Origin of the sequence: Luteibacter mycovicinus, from assembly GCF_000745235.1 — a bacterium.
GTDB classification, from domain to species: domain Bacteria; phylum Pseudomonadota; class Gammaproteobacteria; order Xanthomonadales; family Rhodanobacteraceae; genus Luteibacter; species Luteibacter mycovicinus.
This window is the reverse complement of the sequence record NZ_JQNL01000001.1, coordinates 4,183,483-4,206,730: the sequence shown is the minus strand read 5'-3', so window position 1 is coordinate 4,206,730 and position 23,248 is coordinate 4,183,483. Positions and strand designations below refer to the sequence as shown.

13 protein-coding genes are annotated in these 23,248 nt (G+C 65.5%); all 13 read right to left on the bottom strand.

The window, feature by feature from the left end:
• Window position 1: 1 nt before the first annotated feature.
• Complete coding sequence (gene treZ / locus FA85_RS18770; RefSeq protein WP_197056602.1) at window positions 2–1,753, bottom strand: malto-oligosyltrehalose trehalohydrolase; 1,752 nt, start codon at window positions 1,751–1,753, stop codon at window positions 2–4.
• Window positions 1,750–3,858: a glycogen debranching protein GlgX gene (glgX, locus tag FA85_RS18765; RefSeq protein WP_036113989.1), complete on the bottom strand. Its 2,109-nt coding sequence runs from the start codon at window positions 3,856–3,858 to the stop codon at window positions 1,750–1,752. Before glgX ends, treZ begins: the two co-directional genes overlap by 4 nt.
• A gap of 11 nt (window positions 3,859–3,869) precedes the next feature.
• Window positions 3,870–6,056 (bottom strand): 1,4-alpha-glucan branching protein GlgB, encoded by a 2,187-nt coding sequence (gene glgB / locus FA85_RS18760; protein ID WP_036113990.1) that lies wholly within the window; start codon window positions 6,054–6,056, stop codon window positions 3,870–3,872.
• Window positions 6,053–9,370, bottom strand: coding sequence for a maltose alpha-D-glucosyltransferase (treS, locus tag FA85_RS18755; protein ID WP_051943737.1), 3,318 nt, complete (start codon window positions 9,368–9,370; stop codon window positions 6,053–6,055). The genes glgB and treS overlap by 4 nt, the downstream gene beginning before the upstream one ends.
• Before the next feature lie 3 nt (window positions 9,371–9,373).
• On the bottom strand, window positions 9,374–12,655 hold the full coding sequence (locus tag FA85_RS18750; RefSeq protein ID WP_036113991.1) for a maltotransferase domain-containing protein: 3,282 nt from the start codon (window positions 12,653–12,655) through the stop codon (window positions 9,374–9,376).
• Window positions 12,656–12,790: 135 nt separating this feature from the next.
• Entirely contained in the window at window positions 12,791–13,429 is a 639-nt protein-coding gene (locus tag FA85_RS18745; protein ID WP_036113993.1) for an FMN-binding negative transcriptional regulator, read from the bottom strand.
• A 1-nt stretch (window position 13,430) separates the two neighbouring features.
• On the bottom strand, window positions 13,431–14,504 hold the full coding sequence (zipA, locus tag FA85_RS18740) for a cell division protein ZipA (protein WP_036129295.1): 1,074 nt from the start codon (window positions 14,502–14,504) through the stop codon (window positions 13,431–13,433).
• A 26-nt stretch (window positions 14,505–14,530) separates the two neighbouring features.
• Window positions 14,531–18,031, bottom strand: a complete 3,501-nt coding sequence (gene smc, locus FA85_RS18735) for a chromosome segregation protein SMC (RefSeq protein WP_036113998.1) — start codon at window positions 18,029–18,031, stop codon at window positions 14,531–14,533.
• Between the two features lie 7 nt (window positions 18,032–18,038).
• The gene (locus FA85_RS18730; RefSeq protein ID WP_036114001.1) at window positions 18,039–18,302 is read right to left on the bottom strand and encodes a BolA family protein; all 264 of its coding nucleotides are present in this window, start codon (window positions 18,300–18,302) and stop codon (window positions 18,039–18,041) included.
• The gene (locus tag FA85_RS18725; protein WP_036114004.1) at window positions 18,299–18,598 is read right to left on the bottom strand and encodes a YciI family protein; all 300 of its coding nucleotides are present in this window, start codon (window positions 18,596–18,598) and stop codon (window positions 18,299–18,301) included. Before FA85_RS18725 ends, FA85_RS18730 begins: the two co-directional genes overlap by 4 nt.
• A 24-nt stretch (window positions 18,599–18,622) precedes the next feature.
• Window positions 18,623–20,155: a lysine--tRNA ligase gene (lysS, locus tag FA85_RS18720; protein ID WP_036114006.1), complete on the bottom strand. Its 1,533-nt coding sequence runs from the start codon at window positions 20,153–20,155 to the stop codon at window positions 18,623–18,625.
• Window positions 20,156–20,245: 90 nt separating this feature from the next.
• Window positions 20,246–21,371 (bottom strand): peptide chain release factor 2 gene (prfB, locus tag FA85_RS18715; protein ID WP_156108754.1). Its coding sequence is split into 2 segments (ribosomal slippage): window positions 20,246–21,295 and window positions 21,297–21,371, totalling 1,125 coding nucleotides; the frame shifts between segments, so codons are not numbered across the junction.
• A 183-nt stretch (window positions 21,372–21,554) separates the two neighbouring features.
• Complete coding sequence (gene asnB, locus FA85_RS18710) at window positions 21,555–23,225, bottom strand: asparagine synthase B (RefSeq protein ID WP_036114009.1); 1,671 nt, start codon at window positions 23,223–23,225, stop codon at window positions 21,555–21,557.
• Window positions 23,226–23,248 lie beyond the last annotated feature (23 nt).

Here is a 23,248-nt window from a genome sequence, read left to right as displayed (position 1 = left end):
CTCAGGACTCCAGGCAGGCGACGGTACGGCGAGCGGGAAGCAGGCCGCGCGAAACGGAAGCGATATCCGCGGCATCGCCATGGAGCCATGCCGCGGACGCCGATGGTGGCCGCTGGATCGTGACGTCGGCGTCGCCGAGGTTGACGTACAAGGTAAGCGTCGCCGGTCCCAGTTTCCATGCGGCGGTAAAGGCGCGGTCGCCGACTGCCTCCGCTCCCGCCGCCCTGGCATCGCCTATGTGCGGAGCGACGTGCTTGTGCCGCTGGGCGATCAGTTCGCGAACCAGTTGTCGGCGCGCTTCACCCGCTCCTTCCTCACGGCTGGGAATGGACGCGGTGAACGTGTCGTAGTCATTCGGATCGGGAATCTCCTCGCCGCCGAAGCTCGTGAATGCCTCGAACTCGCGACGCCGACCGTCGCGCACCGCCTTGCGAAGGTCCTCATCCTGGAAATCGGTGAAGAAGAGAAACGGCGTGCGGCTGGCCCACTCCTCTCCCATGAACAGCATAGGGACGAAAGGCGCAAGCAGCAGGAGGGCCAGCGCGGCCTCCATCGTCTCGGCGTCAATCAGCGTCGTCAGGCGGTCGCCGAACGCACGGTTGCCCACCTGGTCGTGATTCTGCAGGAAGTTGACGAAGCGCGACGGCGGCAGATGAGCGCTCGATTCGCCGCGACGCTTGCCGCCCATCGGCTCGCCCTGAAAAACGAAACCCTCCTGCAGGCTGCGCAGAAGCTTGGGCATCGGCGCTTCGTAGTGCGCGTAGTAACCCTCGGCCTCACCCGTCAGCAGCACGTGCAGGGCATTGTGAAAGTCGTCGTTCCATTGCGCATCGAAGCGTCCCCTGCCGAGAAGGCTGGCCTGGTTCGCCTCGTTCTCCAGAATCAGGTGCACATGACGGTCCGGTCCCATGGCGCCGTGCACGCGCGCCGCGAGCGAGCCCAGCCAACCGGGATTGCCTATCGCGTGCACCGCGTCGAAGCGCAAGCCGTCGAAGCGGAATTCCTCGAGCCAGTAAAGCGCATTGTGCACGAAGAAGTCGCCGACCTGCGGCGTGGATACGCCGATCGCCGCGCCCCAGGGAGTATGTACGGAGCCATCGAAAAACGGTGATGCGTAGGCGCCCAGATAATTGCCGTCGGGACCGAAATGGTTGTAGACGACATCGAGAAACACCATCAGGCCGAGGCCGTGCGCTGTGTCGATCAGCGACTTGAGGTCTTCGGGTGAGCCGAACGCGTCCGTCGGGGCATACGGGAGGACGCCGTCGTATCCCCAGTTCCGCTCACCGGGGAATTCGGCGATCGGCATGAGCTCCACGGCGGTGATGCCCAGCGAGGCGAGATGCGGCAGCACCATTTCCACACCGTGATAGCCGCCCAGCGCACCGACATGCAATTCGTAGATCACGGTGTCCTGCCAGGGACGCCCCTGCCAGGCGCCGTTCCGCCACTCGAAGGCCTGCGGATCGGTCACTACACTGAAGCCGTGCACATCGCCGCCTCGCTGCCGGCGCGACGCGGGGTCGGGTACCGCTGTGCCATCCGGCAGACGAAAGCGGTAGCCCGATCCAATCTCCGCGGGGCAGATGCATTCGAACCAGCCATCGTCCAGCGCACGCATCGTCGACGTGTGCCCGGTATCGCACTCGATCGACACGCTGTCGACATCGGGTGCCCACAGACGGAAGCGCGCCTTGCCCTCGCCCAACGGCTTCACGCCATAAGGCATGGCATGTACGTAACGCGCGCTCACGCGGGTTCGGTCCGCACTGTCGCTGCCAGCAACAGGACGCTCCGTCCCTCCACTTCGATCGTCGGCTCGGTCCACGGTAGCTCCGGCGCCAGGGGCGCGGCAGTGTTGCAACGCAGGCGCCAGTTGGCGGCGGGCTGCGGAAGGTGGAAGACATGCGTCTCAGGCGTGGCATTGATCAGAATCAGCGTCACGTCGGCTCGTTTCTCTCCGTACGCCTGGGCGCGCCGCAGGGCCAGCAGGCGCCCTTCGGTATAACCCCAGGTCTCCAGTGTCATTTCGGCACCGCTCTCGTCGAACCACACCACCTCGCGCATGCCGGGCGCGACCTCCTTGTCGCCCCGCAGGAAGTGCGCGGCCCGCAAGGTGGGGTGTTGTTCGCGCAGGCGTATCAGGCGGGAAACGAATTCGGACAACTCGCGACCCGGATCCGAGCTGGCCAGCTTCCAGTCGTACCAGGACAACTCGTTGTCCTGGCAATAGGCATTGTTGTTGCCGCTCTGCGTGCGACCGAACTCGTCGCCACCGAGCAGCATCGGCGTGCCGTGCGAGAAGAACATCGTCGCCAGCATCGCGCGCTTTTGCCGGTCGCGCTGGGCGCGGATGGCGGGATCGTCGCTCGGCCCTTCGACACCGTGGTTGTAGCTTTCGTTGTCGTTGCCACCGTCACGGTTTTCTTCGCCGTTGGCATCGTTGTGCTTGTCGTTGTAACTGACCAGGTCTTCCAGCGTGAAACCGTCGTGCGCCGTGATGAAATTGACCGATGCCCACGGCTTGCGCTTCTGGTGGTCGAAGAGCTCGCCGGACGCCTGAAGCCGACCCGCAAGCGCACCGCGCATGTTCGAGTCGCCTTTCCAGAACTTCCGGATATCGTCACGGAACTTGCCGTTCCACTCGGCAAATCCCGGCGGATGATTGCCCAGCTGGTAACCGCCTGGACCGATGTCCCACGGCTCTGAAATAAGTTTGACGTTGGCCAGCACCGGATCCTGCCGCATGGCATCGAACAGGCCGCAACAGGGGTCGAACCCATGCTCTTCGCGTCCGAGACTGACGCCGAGATCGAAGCGGAAGCCGTCCACATGAAAGGTCTGGACCCAGTAGCGCAGTGAATCCATCACCATCTGCAGCACGCGCGGGTGTGCCGTATTGACCGTATTGCCGGTACCGGTGTCGTTGATGCAGTAACGCGGGTTGTCCGCCATCAGCCGGTAGTAGCTCTTGTTGTCCAGGCCCCGGAAGGACATGGTGGTGCCCAGTTCGCTGCCCTCGCAGGTGTGGTTGTAGACCACATCCAGGATCACTTCGATGCCCGCCGCATGCAACGCCTGCACCGCGGCACGGATCTCGTTGAGCGCACCTTCAGCAAGATACGCCGGTTCCGGAGCGAAGAACGACAGCGTGTTGTAGCCCCAGTAATTGCGCAGTTTCATCTCGGCGAGGCGCCGGTCCTGGAGAAACGCATGCACGGGCAGCAGTTCGACGGCCGTGATCCCCAGCTTGACCAGATAGTCGATGACGTAAGGATCGGCCAGCGCGATGAAGGTGCCTCGCTCGTGCGGCCGGATACGCTTGAGCGTTCGCGTTATCCCCTTGAGATGGGTCTCGTAAATGACCGTCTCATTCCAGGGGGTATGCGGACGGTTGTTCTGCGTCCAGTGCATCGGTTCGTCGACCACGACCGCCTTGGGCATCGCCGCGGCGCTGTCGCGACGATCGAACGAAAGGTCCGCACGTGGCGAGGACACACGGTAGCCGTGAAGCGCATCGGACCAGCGAACCTGTCCGTGGAGCAGACGGGCGTAAGGATCCAGCAATAGCTTGTTCGGATTGAACCGGTGTCCCTCTTCCGGCTCGTACGGCCCATAAGCCCGGAAACCGTAAAGCGTCCCGCCACGTACACGTGGCAGGTAGCCATGAAACACCTCATCGGTGCATTCGGGGAGGTCGTATCGCGCGATCTCGCGTTTACCGGACGGATCGAAGAGACACAGTTCGATGCGCTCCGCATGGGCGGAGAACACCGCGAAATTCGTTCCCATGCCGTCGCAGGTGGCGCCAAGGGGATGCGGCGTACCGGACTGCATGCGCTCGGGAAGTGCGGGCATCGGATTCCTCGTCAGTCGGCCACGAAGATGACCGTGGAAAGGGGTGGCAGGCTCAGCACCAGCGAACGATCGAAGCCATGCGATGGCACATCCTGCGCATGCCGCTCGCCTTCGTTGCCGACGCCGGAGCCGCCGTAATCGGAAGCATCCGAGTTGAACGCTTCCTTCCAGCGGCCGCCGTCGGGCACGCCTAGGCGGAAGCCGTGACGCGGCGTGGGCGTCATGTTGCTGACGACCAGGGCCGGCCGTCCATTCTCCGCGAAGCGAAGCCAGGCAAAGATGCTCTGCGACGCATCGTCCCCGATCACCCAGCGGAAGCCGCGCGGATCGGTATCCCATGCGTGCAGGGCCGGCGTCGACGCATAGAGCCGGTTGAGGTCGCGCACGGTCTTCTGCACACCGAGGTGCAGCGGGTTGTCCAGCAACTCCCAGGCGATCTGCGCATCGTGGTTCCACTCGTGTGGCTGCGCGATTTCGCCACCCGTGAACAGCAGTTTCTTGCCCGGATGACCCCACATGAAACCGTAGTAGGCACGCAGGTTGGCAAAACGCTGCCACTCATCGCCGGGCATGCGTCCCAGCAACGACCGTTTGCCGTGCACGACTTCGTCGTGTGACAGCGGCAGCACGAACTTCTCGGAATAGGCATAGACCATGCTGAAGGTCATTTCGCCATGATGAAACTGGCGGTACAACGGATCGCGCGACATGTACTCGAGCGAATCGTGCATCCAGCCCATGTTCCACTTGAAGTCGAAGCCGAGGCCGCCCTGCTCCACCGGCTGGGTCACGCCCGGCCACGCCGTCGATTCCTCGGCGATGGTCATGCAGTCCGGATGCCGTTCCGCGACGAGCTGGTTTACCCGGCGCAGGAAGGCGATCGACTCGAGGTTTTCGCGGCCGCCGTACTGGTTCGGCACCCACTCGCCGTGCTTGCGCGAGTAGTCGCGATACAACATCGACGCCACGGCGTCCACACGCAGGCCGTCGACGTGGAAGCGCTCGAGCCAGGCCAGCGCGCTGGCGACCAGGAACGCGGATACCTCGTTCCGGCCGAGATTGAAGATCAGCGTGTTCCAGTCCTGATGGAAACCCTCGCGCGGATCGGCATGTTCGTAGAGCGGCGTGCCGTCGAAGTGCGCCAGACCGTGGATGTCCGTGGGGAAATGCGCGGGCACCCAGTCGACAATGACGCCGACGCCCGCCTCGTGGCAGCGGTCGACGAAGCGCGCGAATGCCTCGGGCGTACCGAACCGCGACGTCGGGGCGAACTGGCCCAGTGGCTGATAACCCCAGGATCCGCCGAAGGGGTGCTCCGACACCGGCAGCAGTTCGATATGGCTGAAACCCATTCCGGCCACATACGGGATCAGGCGTTCGCCCAGTTCATCCCAGTGCAGCTCGCGCCCATCGGGACCGCGCAGCCACGACCCGGCATGCAGCTCATAAATCGACAGCGGGGAGCCCGCGTGATGCAACGAACCGCGGTGACGCATCCATTCGTCGTCCGTCCAGCGGAACGCGGTCGGGTCGGCCACGATCGACGCCGTTGACGGCGGCAGCTCGGCCGCGAGGGCGACCGGATCGGCGCGCTGGGTCAGCGATCCGTCGGCACCCCAGATCTCGTACTTATAGCGTGCGCCGGGCAGCAAGCCGGGCACGAAGAGTTCCCAGACACCCGCCGGCACGCGTTTGCGCATGGGCAAGCGACGACCGTCCCAGCTGTTGAAGTCGCCCACGACGCTGACCCGCTGCGCATTCGGCGCCCAGACGGCAAAGCGTACGCCGTTCACGCTGTCGACCGTGACCGGATGCGCGCCAAGGCAGAGAAACAGCTCCGTATGCGTTCCCGCGGATAGGCGTTGCAGGTCGTCGTCAGTGAGGAGGTTACCGAAACGATACGGATCGTGCGTGTCGTGGGCGGCCGCAGGCCAGTGAACACGCAAGCGGTAGTCGTCGTCGGACTCCGGGAAACCGGCGAACAAGCCGCCGTCGTGTACCCGCTTCAGCTCGCCCAGCGACCGGCCGGTCGCATCGATCAATTCCACACCCTGTGCGCCCGGCTGCAGACTGCGCACGACCCGCCTCCCCTCGACAAGATGCGGGCCGAGCAGAGCAAAGGGATCGCCGTGCCGTCCGTCGACAAGTGCGTCGACGGCAGCGGCATCGGTCAGGCCATAGGTACGGGGATCGGTCACGTCTCTTCCTTCAATTCTCGGGATGTCTCGCCGCGCGAGGCGTGCAGCAGCCCGCGCACCGGCACATCGACCCAGCCGGGCCGGTTCGCCGCTTCATAGTTCACTTCGTACGCCGCCTTCTCGATGACGAACAGCTCCAGGATGGGTGCCAGCGTCTCGCCATCGACCCAGCGTACCGGTGCCGCGTCCAGGACGGCGCGATAGGCCGCCAGGAAGACGCGCGACGAACGCTCGCGGAATCGGGACAGGTAATCGCCGAAGCCTTCGTCCTCGATCGGAGCAAGGCCGTCTTCACCCCGGCGCGCCATGGCGGCCGCATAGTCGAGCGAACGCAGGAAACCGGCGACATCTCGCAACGGGGAGCCCTTCGCCCGGCGCTCGTCCAGCGAACGAGCGGGTTCGCCTTCGAAGTCGATGATGTACGCGTCGTCCTGGACCACAAGGATCTGGCCGAGGTGGAAGTCGCCATGCACCCGGGTTTTGAGGGCGGATACGCCCGCCTTCGCCAGCTTGCCCACGCGCTCGTCCAGCGTGCCCACGAGACCTTTGAGCGCCTCGACGTCGGCAGCCACTGTCTCCGACAGATCGGCAAGCTGGTCGATCGACTTCAGCGCACGGCCGATCTGCGCACGAACGCTGTCGCGTACCGCGTCGACGTCGGCGGCGCTCGCCTTTTCGGGCGAGAACGCGGGAATCTCGGACGGCTGCGCAAGCAAGGCGTGCAACTCGCCCAGACGCGTGCCCACGGCGGTCGCGAACGCGTCGTACCCCGCCTCGATCTCCGCCTTGCGCTCTTCCTCGTCGGAATGACTGTATTCGTCGTAGCTGCGACGAAGGAAGTCCAGCGTCCACCGCCAGGCATCGCCCTGATTGCGCAGAAAGCCCTGCAACACGGCCAGCGTGGTGCGTTCGCCATTTTCGCCCATGCGGACCACCTCACCGAGCAACGGCGAGGTGTTGGCGTAGCCGTGTTCGGTGAGGAAGCGACCCATCTCGACTTCCGGATTGATGCCGACGGAGGTGCGTCGGAACAGCTTCACCACACCGGCGTCGTGCATGATCATCGAGCTGTTGGATTGCTCAGCGGTCAGCCACCGGCTTTCGATGGCCGGGTCGAAGGTGACGCCGGCGAACGCATCGGTCGTCTCGAAACGCACGACGCCATGGTTCACCGGCAACTCGGTTCCCTGACGCAGCCCGATCAGGAGGCCGGAGGCAAAGGCGTCCAGCGCGAATCCGTCGGTGAGCAAGCCGATGCGACGACCGCGACGCACGCGTGCCAACGCAAGTTGCTGGGCACGCGCTGTCGGGCTTTCGTCTTCCCAGACGATGCCGACGGGCAGGCTGTAGCGCTCGGTACCGCCGTCGGCAAGCGTCGCTTCGACCTCGGTGAAGACGAGATCGTCGCCGTGGTCCGGCCACGGCACGGCATAGAGAATCTTCGAGCTCTCGATGCCACGATCCTTCGAGGCGAACCAGCGACGCACTCCGAGGTAGCCGGGCAGAACCTGCTTCTCGATCACGCCACGGTGATGCGCCATGACCGGCCCTTCGACCAGCGCGCCGCGTAGCACCAGCGTCTCGTAATCGGGCAGCGGTTCGGCGGGCACTTCGTGCCACTCCGGCATCTGCGCGTTGGGGCAGATCTGGAAGGCGTAGAAACCGTATGCGGGCAGCGTCAGCAGATAGGGGAGCTGACCGATCGGCGGAAATGACGAGCCGCCCATGATCTCGATGGGAACCTGCCCGTCGAACGCGGCCACGTCGAGCTCGACCGCCTGCAGCGAACGGGACATGTTCGCGACGCAGAGCAGGTGTTCACCCTCGAACTCGCGCAGATACGCCAGCACCTTGCGGTTACCCGGATAGAGAAACTTCAGCGTGCCGCGACCGAAGGCCTTGTAACGCTTTCGCACAGCCAGCATGCGGCGCGTCCAGTTGAGCAGCGAGTGCGGATCGCGCCCCTGCGCCTCGACGTTGATGGCCTGAAAGCCATAAAGAGGATCCATGATCGGCGGCAGCACCAGGCTGGCCGGATCGGCCCGCGAGAATCCGCCGTTGCGGTCGACGGACCATTGCATAGGCGTGCGTACGCCGTCACGATCGCCCAGGTGGATGTTGTCGCCCATGCCGATCTCATCGCCGTAATACAGCACCGGCGTGCCCGGCATCGATAGCAGCAAGGCATTCATCAGTTCGATGCGACGACGGTCGCGCTCGAGCAAGGGGGCGAGACGCCGACGAATACCCAGGTTGATACGGGCGCGGCGGTCTGCCGCGTAGGTCTGCCACAGGTAGTCGCGTTCGTTGTCGGTCACCATCTCGAGCGTGAGCTCGTCGTGGTTACGCAGGAAGATCGCCCACTGGCAGTTCTCGGGGATCGCCGGCGTCTGCCGCATGATGTCGGTGATCGGGAAACGGTCTTCGCGTGCGATCGCCATGTACATGCGCGGCATCAGCGGAAAATGGAACGCCATGTGGCATTCGTCGCCGTTGCCGAAGTAGTCCTGCGTATCCTCCGGCCACTGGTTCGCTTCCGCGAGCAGCATGCGATCCGGGTAATGCTGGTCGATCTCCGCACGCATCAGCTTGAGGATGTCGTGCGTCTCGGGAAGGTTCTCGTTGTTGGTGCCTTCGCGCTCGATCAGATAGGGCACGGCGTCCAGTCGCAGGCCGTCGACGCCAAGGTCGAGCCAGAAGCGCATGACTTCGAGCACCGCTTTGATCACCGCGGGGTTATCGAAGTTCAGATCCGGCTGATGCGAGAAGAACCGGTGCCAGAAGTACTGCCCGGCGACCGGATCCCAGGTCCAGTTGGACTTTTCGGTGTCGAGAAAGATGATGCGGGTGCCATCGTAGGCCTGGTCGGTATCGGACCAGACGTAGAAGTTGCGCGCTGCGGAACCTTTCTTCGCCTCTCTCGCCCGCTGAAACCACGGGTGCTGGTCGGAGGTGTGGTTGATGACCAGCTCGGTGATCACGCGCAGGCCGCGCTTGTGGGCCTCCGCGATGAACCGTTTCGCATCGGCGAGCTTGCCGTAGTCGGGATGTACCGACTTGTATTCGGCGATGTCGTAGCCATCGTCGCGCCGCGGACTCGGATAGAACGGCAGTAACCACAACGTGTTGACGCCCAGCTCGGCGATGTAGTCAAGCTTCTGGATCAGGCCTTCGAAATCACCCACGCCGTCGTCATTGGCGTCGAAGTACGACTTCAGATGGACCTGATAAATGATCGCATCCTTGTACCAGAGCGGATCGCTCGAAAAATCGGGAGCGATCGTGTGTTTCTTTCCCTTACCGCGTGTTGCCATGGATCAGACTCCAGGGAGACGGACGTGCCAGATCGCGTAGGGCTGGCCGAGGCCGAGCCATACGTTCTGACGGGCACCGCGCCAGGCGATGGGTTGGGTATGCAGAAGGTCGTGTACGTCGATCGCGGCGTCGTCGCTCAGGCCCCAGTCGCCGAGCGGCAGCGTGAGGTCCGCGGACTGGGCGTTGTGCGGGTCCATGCTTATCGCGACAAGCACGAGATCGTCACCGGAACGCTTCTCGAAGAAAAGGACCTGATCGTTGCTGGCCGGCAGGAAGCGCAGTCCGAGGTGGGACTGCAGCGCCGGGTGCGCGCGCCGGATGTGGTTGAGCTGTGTGATTTCCGCAACGATGTTTCCGGGGGCGTTGAAATCGCGGATGCGGATCTCGTACTTCTCGGAATCGAGGTACTCCTCCTTGCCGGGCATCGGCGCGGACTCGCAGATCTCGAAGCCCGAGTACATACCCCAGAGGCCGGACAGCGTCGTCGCCAGCGCGGCGCGGATCAGGAAACCCGGGCGCCCCGAGGTCTGCAGGAAGTACGGGTTGATGTCCGGTGTATTGACGAAAAAGTTGGGCCGGAAGAAGTCTTTCGGTGCCGTCGTCGTCAACTCGGTCAGGTAGTCGATGAACTCCTGCTTCGAGTTGCGCCAGGTGAAATACGTGTACGACTGGCTGAAGCCGACCTTGGCCAGGCGATACATCGGCTTGGGTCGGGTGAATGCCTCCGAAAGGAACAGCGTATCCGGGTACTTTGCCCGCACGCGGGCGATCATCCATTCCCAGAACGGGAAAGGCTTGGTATGGGGGTTATCGACACGGAAGGTGCGCACGCCTTCCGCGGCCCAGAACAGGACGGAGTCGCACAACGCCTGCCAGAGCGAGGGGATCGCGCCGTCGGCATAGAAATCGACATTGACGATGTCCTGGTATTTCTTGGGCGGGTTCTCGGCGTATTTGATGCTGCCGTCCGGACGCCAGTCGAACCACTCCGGATGTTCCTTCAGCCAGGGGTGGTCCTGCGAGCACTGGATGGCGAAGTCCAGTGCCAGCTCGAGCCCGTGTTCGTGCGCGGCATCACGCAGCGCGCGGAAGTCCTCGAGGGTGCCCAGTTGCGGATGGATGGCGTTATGGCCGCCGTCCGGCGAGCCGATCGCATACGGACTGCCCGGGTCATCGGGACCGGGCGTCAGCGTGTTGTTGGGACCTTTGCGGAACGCGGTGCCGATCGGGTGAATCGGCGGGAAGTAGAGCACGTCGAAACCCATGTCGCGGATCGCCGGCAGCCGCGCGATGGTATTGCGGAAGGTCCCGTGCCTGGCTTTGTCATCGGTCATCGAACGCGGAAACAGTTCGTACCAGCTGGCGAAGACCGCTTCGCGACGATCCACCTCGAGCAGATACGTGTCGGTGACGCTGGAGCGGATCCGGGGATCGGTCGCCGCCATGAGCGCCACCGTCGTCTCATCGAGCAGCAACTCGAGTCGCTGTGCGTCATCGGCCTTGCCGAGTGCCGCCGCCAGGTTACGCAAGGCCTTCGCCCTGGGACCAGCGGCATCTTTGGCCCGGGCTTCGACGAGCAGGCGTCCCTCTTCCAGTTCCAGCGCAAGGGAGACACCGGCGGCGTGCTTCACCTCGATCTCGTGGTGATAGCTGGCGAAGCGGTCATGCCAGGCTTCGACCTGGAACTCATAGCGGCCGACACGCGTCGGTACGAAGCTCGCCGAATGAATGTCGTTGTTCACCGGTTCCATGACGACTTCGCGCCATGTCCGCTCGTCCTGTGCGCGGTAACGCAGGCGTGCGGCCAGCACCTCGTGGCCGTCCATGAAGATGTCCGCCGTCACCTCCACCGATTGACCGACGACGCGTTTGGCCGGAAAGCGGCCCGCGTCCACCGTTGGCTGCACGGCTTCGATCATGACGCGAGGCGCACGCGAGGCCGCCTGTAGAAATTCCTTCTGCACACTCGCTCCCATCTTTCGTTTAGCTGGCGTGGACGGCACACCGGTGAGGGTCAGGACGGCGCCGGGTGCCAGAAGCATCCCGTCGCCCTGGTCGAACACCTTGCGTCCGTCCGGCGTGACCCAGGGAGCGAAGTGCGCGGCCGCGCCCGCCAGCGCCTGCGCGGCACCGACCGGTGCGTCACGGTCCAGCGACGCGTTGACCAGGGTCAGGGTGGCACTGGAGGCCTTTCGCGCGTCGGGTCCATCGACCGTCAGGAACACGGCGACGTCGCGGCCCGTCGTGATCAGGGGGGCCGCCGGCACATCGTCACCCACGGCCGCGTTGGCGGCACGGATCGTCGCCGTCAGGTCGAGGGCGGCATTTGTGGCGAGCGCGGCGGGCGTCACCGCAAGGCCACGTCGCGGATCCAGCGCATCGTGCTGGGCAAACTCGAAACCGACCGGCATCATCCAGCCCCCGGGCGATGTCGCCGCGAACGCGATCGCCCGCTGATAGGCGTGCTCGAGCTGGTTCTCCTCGCCCAGTTCATCGCCGAGCCGCTTCGCGAAGGGCTCCTCCACGCAAGCCAGCGCCGGCGCGACGGTGGCGAGACGCGCGGCTTCTTCAGCGAACCACGGCGCACGAAAGTCCCACCAGTTGGCCGACGAAACGACCGCGTCAAATCCGGCACCTTTCAGGTTGGCGAGATCGTCAGCGGAAAGCCCGGGCGTCCAGGCGAGGAACGCGGCCTGCGACGCATCGGCGTGCGTGTTGCGCACCGCATCGATCAGGCTCTTCCAGCGCGACGCGCGCAGCCGCTGCGGGTGCACGACGCGAAAGCCTTCGACGCCCGCGGCGGTCCAGCGATGCAGACGATCGACCCACCATTGCGTGGCCGCTTCGGCAACCTCGGGGTCGTTGAGGCGCCAGCGGACGCTGTCGCTCTCCGCGGGGGTCCAGCGTGGATCTGGCGTGCCGTGCTGCGCGGCAACCGCGCGAAACCATTCCGGATGCTCCTGGCGAACCGGCGCATCCGAGGCGACCTCGTCCAGAGAAAGGTCCAGCCACAGCTCCATGCGGTGATTGCGGCAGGCCTTCGCGATCTGCGCCAGGCGGGTGACCGCATCGCCGTCCTCCGCCACCGCTCTGTTCAGCCGGTCGAAATCGCGCGTAACGAAAACGTCACCGGTACCCGAAGCATCGAAAGGGGGTGCCACCAGCAGCTGCCGGAAACCCAGCGATGCCGCGTGTTCGATCCACGCATTCCAGGCGGTCATCGGCCCGGCGAGCAGCGGATGCAGATAGTAGATTCTGAAAGGCGCTCGCGTGCTTTCCGACATGTGAATCGCATTCCTCTGGGGGAAGGACACAAGCATGCCGGGCAGGATGTATGCATCGTGCCAATACCCGGACACGCGAAGGCTTCACAGTGACGCAGAGGGGTGTTGCGGCAGCGTGAATATGGTGCCGTTAATTCACACGTTTCGAGCGGCGAGCATCGCCGCCGCGATGGCCTGTTCGTTGTCACCGGGGCGCTCGGCAAGCAGCGTCGCCGCTCCTGTGCGATCGGCGTCCGTACGATTCTGGCCCAGCTTCCACTTGCCCTCGATGCGGTCGATGGCGATGCGGATACCGACGATGCCGCGGTACATGGCGGCCAGATACTCGGCCGGGGCATCGCCTACCTGCCACGGCAAGGGCTGCGCAGCATCCTTTTCGGACTGGGCGGTCAGACGCTCCAGCAAGGCACGGAGCAAGGTCGGCTCCGTGAACGTCTCCGGGTGCCCATAGACGTGCACCGCGATGTAGTTCCAGGTCGGGACTTCGCGGTGGTGTTCAGCCTTGCCGGGATACCCGTTGGGTGAGATGTAGGCGTGCGGACCCGCGAAGATCGACAGCGCCTCCCCGACGTGACGTGTCACATGGTCGTTGCCGCGCGCCACATGGCAGTAGAGCGTGCCGTAGGGCCCCTCGTCCGGCGCCAGCACGAAAGGAACGTGACTCGCTTCGATGCCGCCCTCGCCGGCCGTCACCAACGTGCCGAACGGATGGCGCCGGATCGCCTCGTGCAGGACGGGCAGACGATCTTCGGCGAAGGCTCGGGGCGTGTACACGTTACTGGCCGAACTTGATCTCTTCGCCTTCGTGCCCGCGGTCCCAGCCACGCAGCTCGTCGCGGATGTGTGCGATGCGCTGGCGGCCGAGCGCGTTGCGCTCCTCGTCCAGGACCAGGCCGTCGAGCAACTCGCCCAGGCGCTGCGCGGTGGGCAGCATCGCGTCCCAGGCGTCCAGCGCGGGCACGGGACCCGGCAGCGCCATGAAGAACGACAGACCCGAGGTCTGCAAGGTGGCGATGCGCGCCATGTCGAAGTTGCCGGGCTTGGTCAGGTTGGCGACGCTGAAAATCGGGCCCTGTTCCGGATGGCCGTCGACGAGCCGGTGGTAAATCCCCATGTCGCCGAACTCCAGGCCGGCCTTTTCAGCGGCCACGACGAGATCGGAACCGTTGAACCGGGTGCCTTCGCGGGCGACGACGTACAGACTGACGATACGCTCGACCGGCGCGTGCGGCGGGCGGCGGCCGAGATCCGAGCGCGGAGGGGTCTTCGCCACCGGTGCGGGAGCTTGCGCAGGGGGGCGCACCGGCACCGGCGCGGGGGCCGGGACCGGCGCAGGCGCGGCAACGCGCGGCTCGTCGTCGAGATTGAACGGCAGGTCCAGATCGAAACGTGGCTCGGTGCGCTGGGCGGGACGCGTCACGGGCGCGGATGCCGCCGGCGCCGGTGCCGCCGGCGTCACGGGCGCGGCGGACGCCGTCCGCTCACCGGCCAGCGACGCGCCGAGGCGCTCCAGCTCCGCCCTCAGGTCCACATCGAGCTCGGCCTGTTTCGGCCGCGGATTGAACAGCGGGTCGTTGGCGTCGTCCTCGCGCAGCTCGTCGCGGGCACTGAAGGACACGTTGTCCCGCTCGTCGTATGCCTCGCGCGCATCGACGCCACCGTCCTCGTCGCTGAAGACCGGTTCGCGGCGCTCGCGGGCACGCTCGGGCTGCTCCGGCACCGGCTTGCGGCGACCCTGCTCCTTGCGCGGCTGACCGAACAGCCAGAGCAGCACCATCACGACGATGCCGACGAAGAGCATCGGGATGCCCACTGCGGGATTCCAGGCGAGGCCGATGGCGGGATTCATGGTTCGATTTCCTTCAAGAACGGTACTTAGGCGGCGCCGACGAGCTTGGACGCTTCGGCCAGATCGACCTGGACGAGGCGCGACACGCCCGGCTCGCGCATGGTAACGCCGCAGAGCTGATGGGCGGCCTCCATCGTGGCCTTGTTATGGCTGACGAAGATGAACTGCACCTTCTCACTCATCTCGCGGACCATGGCCGAGAAACGGCCCACGTTGGCTTCGTCCAGCGGTGCGTCCACCTCGTCGAGCAGGCAGAACGGCGCCGGGTTGAGGCCAAATATCGCGAAGACGAGTGAGACTGCCGTGAGCGCCTTCTCACCGCCGGACAGCAGCGTGATGTTGGAGACGCGCTTGCCGGGTGGCCGGGCCATGATCGACACACCGGTGTCGAGGAGGTCTTCGCCGGTGAGCTCGAGGTAGGCGTGGCCGCCGCCGAACAGCCGTGGGAACAACTCCTGCACACCCGCATTGACGCGGTCGAAGGTCTCCTTGAAACGCTGACGGGTCTCGCGATCGATCTTCTTGATCGCGCCCTCCAGCGTTTCCATCGCGCTCGTCAGGTCGAGCAGCTGCGCATCGAGGTATTCCTTGCGCTGCGACTGCTCGGCGTGCTCCTGGATAGCGGCCAGGTTGACCGGCTCCAGACGGGCGATCTTGCCGGAAAGGTCGACCAGCTGCTGCTGCCAGCGCTCCGGCTCGGCGTCTTCGGGCAGTTCGGTGAGCAATGCTTCGAGTTCGAGACCCGACGCCACGATGGCCTGGGCCAGCTGTTCGGCACGCAGCTGCAAGGCCTGCGCGGCGAGACGCTTTTCGGACACGTTTTCACGCACCTGATTGAGCACGTGCTCGACGCGCTGGCGCTCCTGCTCGAGCCGGCGGAACTCGGCGTCGCAGTCTTCGAGCGCACGACGTGCGTCGACCAGCTGCTTGTCGACCAGCAGACGCTGGTCGAGGTAGGTCTGCCGCTCGGCTTCGAGTTCCGCAATGGGATCGGAACCGGCAGCCAGCTGCTGATCGATCTCATCGCGGCGAGCGGTCACCTGGCGCAGCTGGGTATCCAGACGCGCAAGAGCCTGTTCGAGCGACCCCAGCGCCGAGCGCTTGGACTCCATGCTCAGTGCGAGCTGGTGCGACTGGTCAGCCGCTTCGCGCGCATTGATACGGGCTTCTTCGCGCGCTTCGAGCAACTCGCGACGCTCGTTTTCGAGACCACGGCGCTCGTCCTCGCGATCGCCCATGTGGCCGACGGCCTCATCGAGGCGCGCGCGGGCATCACGGGTCTGGCCCTGCAGTTCGTCGAGCTGATCGACGATGACGGAGATTTCGCCGCCGACCTTCTCGGCTCGGGCGCGCGCCGTCTCCATCTTGCCGCGATGGCTCTGCAACTGACCGGCGAGCTCGGACAGACGGCGATGCGCGGCGTAGAGATCGCGCTGGGCGTCGTCACGCTGACGCTCGGTCTCGAACTTGCTGGTACGCAGGGCTTCCAGCTGTTCGGTACGTTCTTCGAGAGTGGCTTCGAGGGTTTCGATCTGCCCGGCGAGCTGGCGGATCTCGCGTTCGCGGGCGAGCACGCCGACCTGATTGCCCTGCGCCCGCAGCACACGGGCCCAGCCCGGACCCATCCATGCGCCATCGCGCGTGATGACGGACTGGTGCGGCTGCAGTGAAGCGAGACGTGCGGCGGCGGCTTCCACCGACTCCGCGACAAAGACGTTGCTCAGCAGCGCGACGGCGGCCACCGGTCCACGCACGTGCTCGGCGAGGGTACCGGGGGCGCCGGGGCCGCCCTGCTCCCTGGCGAACAGCGCGACATCGGCCTGACCGAGCGCTTCGAATTCGGGCAGCAAGGCGTCGATCGAATCGACCAGCACCCCGTCGAGGACGCCGGCGAGCACGGTTTCCACCGGCGACTCGTAGCCGGCGTCGACCTGCAGCGATTCGCCCAGGCGACGCGAGCGGTCGAGTCCAAGGCGCGACAGCCAGCCACTGGCCGCGGTTTCTTCCTGGCCCAGCGCGGCACTCTGCAGGGCTTCGAGCGAGGCCTGGCGGCCGCGCGCGGTCTGCAACTGCTGACGCCCGTCGTTCAGTGCGGTCTGCACCTGGCGCTCTTCGTCGAGCACGCGCTCGTACGCGACCTTGTGCTGGTCGAGCACGCCGCCCAGCTGCTCCACCTTCTCGCGCTGGGTATCGTGCTCGACATCGAGTTGTTCGGAGGCGGCGTCGAGCGCGGCGATGTCGGTCGCCTTCTGTTCGGCATCCAACGCCTCTTTGCGACGCGACAGGTCGACCGTCTGGCGGTCGAGATAGGCCAGCTTTGTCCGCTCGACCTCGGCCGCGCGGCTGGACTCCGACGCACCCCGGGTATGGGTATCCCAGCGCTGCTGCCAGTCGGCCAGCTTCGACTCGGTGGCACGGACCACGTCGCCCGTCTCGTCCTGGATCTGCTGCAGGGCTTCGAGCCTGGGCTCGCCCTCGGCCAGCGCCATGCGCAGGGTCTCCACCTGCTCGCGGTCGGCGCCGATGTGACCCTGCAGTTCTTCGAATTCGCGCTCGGCTTCGCCACGCGCGCGCGTCAGTCGCTCGCTGAGGTCGCGGCTATGCCGCACCTGCTGCTCGACACGGGCGATCTCGGAGCCGACCTTGTAAACCTCGGCCTGAACCTGATTGAGGTGCTCGCTGGCGCCCTGGTGGCGCTCGCGCACGCTTTCCATCTGCGCCTCGACCTGGCGCTGGCCGGCGAGGTGTTTCTCGATCTCGAGTTCCGCCTCGCGCAGACCGGAGCCTTCGCCTTCGTGGCGGCGATGCAGCGTACGGTACTCCAGCGCGCGGAGCTCGGCTTCGCGGCGGGTGTGCTCTTCCTTGAAGGCCTTCCAGCGCTCGGCGGCACGGGCCTGGCGATTCAGGTGGTCCAGCTGTTTGTCGACCTCGTCGCGCACGTCACGCACGCGGTCGAGGTTCTCGCGGGTGGCCTTGATGCGGCTCTCGGTTTCCTTGCGGCGCTCCTTGTACTTGGAGATGCCAGCGGCTTCTTCGAGATGGGTGCGCAGTTCTTCCGGCGCCGCCTCGATGATCTGGCTGATCATGCCCTGCTCGATGATCGAGTAGGAACGCGGGCCCAGGCCGGTCCCAAGGAACAGGTCGGTGATGTCACGGCGACGGCAACGCGCGCCGTTGAGGTGATACGAGGACTGGCCGTCACGACTGACGATGCGCTTGACCGAGATCTCGGCGAAGCTGGCGTACTCGCCCTGGATGGTGCCGTCGCTGTTGTCGAAGATCAGTTCGACCGTGGCCTGGCCCACCGGCTTGCGCGCGCTGGAGCCGGAGAAGATGACGTCAGTGAGGGAGTCGCCGCGAAGACGGCTGGCCGCGGATTCACCCATGACCCAACGGATGGCGTCGATGATGTTCGACTTGCCGCAGCCGTTCGGACCGACGACGCCGGTCATATTGGTGGGCAGGTGCAGCGTGGTGGGGTCGACGAACGACTTGAATCCCGCCAGCTTGATCGTGGTCAGACGCATGTTTTCTTTATTCCCCGGGGGCCTTGGCCTCGATCGCCAGCGCGTGGATGCCGTCCGGCATCATCTCGGCCAGCGCAGCATAGACCATGCGATGCCGCTGGATCGGGTTCTTGCCGGCAAAGGCCGGACTGACGATACGGGCGAAGAAATGCCCCCTGCCCTCGCCCGAATGCCCGGCGTGCTTGTGGCCCTCGTCGATCACGTCCAGCTCGACCGGGGCCAGGGCCCCGGTCAGCAGGACCCGGATGCGCTCGACTTTCTCGGCCGTCACGGCAGCACGGCGCGGAACGGCCGGACCGTCACGTCGCGGTACACGCCGGCTTCGACATAAGGATCCGCGCCAGCCCAGGCTTCGGCGGCCGCCAGGTCGCTGAACTCGGCCACGATCATGCTGCCGGTGAATCCGGCCTCACCCGGGTCGTTCGAATCGATGGCCGGGAACGGGCCGGCCAGCTTCAGGCGGCCCTCGTCTTTCAGGGCGTTGAGGCGCGCCAGATGCGCCGGGCGCGCGGCAAGGCGCTTTTCCAGCGAATTCGGGTGATCCAGTGCGACGATGGCGTAGAACATCGATGTCTCCGGTAGCGAGGCCGGTCAGGCCTCGGGGCGCATGGTCGGGAACAGCAGCACGTCGCGGATGGACGACGAACCGGTCAGCAGCATGACGAGGCGGTCCATGCCGACGCCGAGTCCACCGGTCGGCGGCAGGCCCACTTCGAGCGCACGGATGTAATCGGCGTCGTAGTGCATGGCTTCGTCGTCGCCGGCATCCTTGGCGTCCACCTGGGCCTGGAAACGCGCGGCCTGGTCTTCGGAATCGTTGAGCTCCGAGAAGCCGTTGGCGATTTCCTTGCCGTTGATGAACAGCTCGAAGCGGTCGGTGATGCCCTTGTCGGTATCGCTCTCGCGCGCCAGCGGCGAGACTTCCACCGGGTGATCGGTGATGAAGGTCGGCTGGATCAGCGTGTGCTCCACCGTCGCCTCGAAGATCTCCAGCAGCAGCTTGCCCCAGCCGTACGACGGCTTGACCTGGATCTTCAGCCGCGCGGCGTGCGCGGCCATGACGTCACGGTTGCGCAGGTCGGCCGGCTTGATCTCGGGATTGAGTTCGAGCACGGCGTCTTCCATGCGCCAGCGACGGAACGCCGGAGCCAGGTCGACGGTCGCGCCGTCCCACTCGATGGACGTCTGGCCGATGACCGCCTCGGCCGAGGAGCGAATCATGCCCTCGGTGATGTCCATGATCTCGTGGTAGGTAGCGTACGCCTGGTACAGCTCGAGCATGGTGAACTCGGGATTGTGTCGCGTGGACACGCCCTCGTTACGGAAGTTGCGATTGATTTCGTAGACGCGATCGAAGCCGCCCACGACCAGGCGCTTGAGATACAACTCCGGCGCCACGCGCAGGAACAGCGGGATATCGAGCGCATTGTGATGCGTGGTGAACGGACGCGCGGTGGCGCCGCCCGGGATCACGTGCATCATCGGCGTTTCCACTTCCATGAAGCGGCGCGGCTCGGCTTCGAGCCAGCGACGGACGTGGCTGATGATCTTCGAACGGAGCGCGAAGGTGCGGCGCGACTCCTCGGTGACGATCAGGTCGACGTAGCGCTGGCGGTAGCGCTGTTCGACGTCGGCCAGGCCGTGGTGCTTGTCCGGCAGGCCGCGCAGGGACTTGGTCAGCAGACGGATGGCGTCGACCTTGATCGACAGCTCGCCGGTCTTCGTGCGCATCAACAGGCCTTCGGCACCCACGATATCGCCGAGGTCCCAGCGCCTGAAGGCATCGTAGGACGCTTCGCCCAGCGTGCCCTGGTGAACGAACAGCTGGATGCGGCCGGTACCGTCCTGCATCTGCACGAAGCTGACCTTGCCCTGCCCGCGCATCAGGATGATGCGGCCGGCCACGGTCACGCGCCGCGGCGCACCCTCGATGGCCTCGGCCGTCCAGGTGTCCTTGTCCGCAAACTCGTCCTGCAGGTCGCCCGCAAAACTGTCGACCTTGAAGTCGTTGGGATAGGCGATGCCCTGCGCGCGCAGCGCTTTCAGTTTCTCGCGACGCTCGGCGATGAGGCGGTTCTCGTCGGCGGCGGTGGCGGGCGTGGCATCGCGGGTATCGTCAGTCATGGAAAGGGCAACATGTTTGATGGATGAAAGTAGGAGCGCGCCCTGTGCGCGATGCTCTCCAATCGCGCACAGGGCGCGCTCCTACCGCTGTCACGCGTCGACGCGCTTGGAACCGGCTTCGAGGCCGGACTTCAGGCTGGCCTCGACGAATTCGTCGAGATCGCCGTCGAGCACTTTCTGCGTATCGGAGCGTTCGAGGCCCGTGCGCAGATCCTTGATGCGGGACTGGTCGAGCACGTAGTTGCGGATCTGGCTGCCCCAGCCGATGTCCGACTTGGTCGCCTCGAGGGCGTCCTTCTCGGCATTGCGCTTCTGGACTTCCAGCTCGTACAGCTTCGCTTTCAGCATCTTCATCGCGCGGTCGCGGTTGGCATGCTGGCTGCGCTCGGTCTGGCAGGCCACGACCGTGTTGGTGGGCACGTGGGTGATACGCACCGCCGATTCGGTCTTGTTGACGTGCTGACCGCCGGCGCCGGACGAACGGTAGACGTCCGTACGCAGGTCGGCCGGATTGATGTCGATCTCGATGTTGTCGTCGACTTCCGGCGAAACGAACACCGAGGTAAAGCTGGTGTGCCGGCGGTTGTCGGAGTCGAACGGGCTCTTGCGGACCAGGCGGTGCACGCCGATCTCGGTCTTGAGCCAGCCGTAGGCGTAGTCGCCTTCGACGCGGAACGTGGCGGACTTGATGCCCGCGACTTCGCCCGCGCTGACTTCCATCATTTCCGTCTTCCAGCCGCGCGACTCCGCCCAGCGCAGATACATGCGCAGGAGGATTTCCGCCCAGTCCTGAGCCTCGGTACCGCCGGCACCTGCCTGGACGTCGACGAAGGCCGCCGCCGAGTCGAGCTCGCCGGAGAACATGCGCTGGAATTCGAGCTTGCCGACGCGGGCGTCGACCTTTTCCAGGTCGTCGACGATGGACTGAACGGTGGCGTCGTCGCCGTCGGCGGCGGCCATCTCGAGCAGTTCACCGGAGTCGTCGAGCGTGCCGGACATCTCGTCGATGCCGGTGACGATGCCGTCGAGCTGGGCGCGTTCGCGGCCGAGCTCCTGTGCGCGCTTGGGGTCATCCCATACGGTGGGACTTTCCAGCTCGCGATTGACTTCTTCTAGGCGTTCTTTCTTGACGGCGTAGTCAAAGATACCCCCTAAGCGACTCGACGCGGCCCTTGAGGTCCGCAATCTGCGCAAGGATCGGATTGGTCTCGATCATGGTGTGTCTGGCCTGATGACGCGGCGCGGAAGGCGCCGACTCAAGCGGCCGATCTTAACAAATCCTGGGGTTGGCCGCATGGCGGGTGGAGGCCGCTCCTGTAGGAGCCCGCCCTGCGGGCGATGGGACTGCGGCAAGACCCCATCGCCCGCAGGGCGGGCTCCTACAGACGAGCGGCTGCCCTCACGCCGGCAGCGCCTCTTGGTGAACCCCTCGCACCGCCCGGCCCGACGGGTCGGCGGCGGCCGCGAAGGCCGGGTCCCACGCCAGCGCCGCCGGGGACGAGCAGGCGATGGACTTGCCGCCGGGCACCGTGGCCGCACAGGCCTCTCCCGGGAAATGGGTCTCGAAGACGGTACGGTAGAAGTATGCCTCCTTGGTCGCCGGGGTGTTCACCGGGAAGCGGGCCGCGGCGGCCGCGAACTCACGATCGGAAACCATCGTCTCGGCATGCGCCTTCAGGCCGTCGATCCAGCCATAACCCACGCCATCGCTGAACTGCTCCTTCTGGCGCCAGAGAATCGAATCCGGTAGGGCGCCTTCGAAGGCCTCGCGCAGCAGGCCCTTCTCGATACCCTTGCGGGCGACCATCTTGGCCTCGGCGTCGATCGACATGGCCGTTTCGAGAAATTCCGTATCGAGGAAGGGCACGCGGGCTTCGACACCCCAGGCCGACATCGACTTGTTGGCACGCAGGCAGTCGTAATAATGCAGCGCGTCCAGCTTGCGCACGGTTTCCTCGTGGAAAGCGCGGGCCGACGGCGCCTTGTGGAAGTACAGGTAACCACCGAAGACCTCGTCGGAACCCTCGCCCGAGAGCACCATCTTCACGCCCATCGCCTTGATCCGTCGCGCCAGCAGGAACATCGGCGTGGATGCGCGGATGGTGGTGACGTCGTAGGTCTCGATGTGGCGGATGACTTCGGGCAGCGCGTCGAGGCCTTCCTCGAAGGTGTAGCGGAAGCCGTGATGGACGGTACCCAGCGCCTCGGCGGCGATCTCGGCGGCTTTCAGGTCGGGCGACCCTTCGAGGCCGATGGCGAATGAATGAAGGCGCGGCCACCAGGCTTCGCCACGGTCGTCTTCTTCGATACGGCGGCGCGCATACCCCGCGGCGACCGCGGCGACCAGCGACGAATCCAGGCCGCCCGACAGGAGCACGCCATACGGCACATCCGTCATCATCTGGCGATGCACGGCGGCTTCGAACGCGGTACGGAGATCTTTCGGGTCGATGGTCTTGCCGACGGTCGCATCGTAGTCGCGCCACTCAGGCGTCCAGTAACGCACGGCCTCACCGGTCTGGCTGTCGTAGACATGGCCCGGCGGGAAGGGCGCCACGTCCGCGCAGACACCGACCAGCGACTTCATTTCCGACGCGACGCAGAGGCGGCCTTCGCGATCGTGGCCCCAGTACAGCGGGCAGACGCCGACCGGATCGCGGGCGATGATGTAACGCTGGCGGCCCGCGTCCCAGAGCGCGAAAGCGAAGATACCGTTGAGCTGACCGAGGAAATCCGCCCCGTGCTCGCGGTACAGCGCGTTGATCACCTCGCAGTCGGAGCCCGTGGTGAACGGATAGCTGCTGGCGGCGCGAATCTCACGGTGGTTGTAGATCTCGCCGTTGACGGCCAGGGCCAGGTCGCCTTCTGGGGAACGCAGCGGCTGGGCGCCACTGGCGGGGTCGACGATGGCGAGGCGTTCGTGGACGAGGATCGCGCCGTCGTCGACGTAGACACCGCTCCAGTCCGGCCCGCGATGGCGCTGCCGCTGCGAAAGCGACATCGCCTCACGGCGCAATGCGACCAGGTCATCACCGGCCGCGAGGCCGAACATCCCGAAGATCGAACACATGGTCTTGCTCCTGGCTATCAATG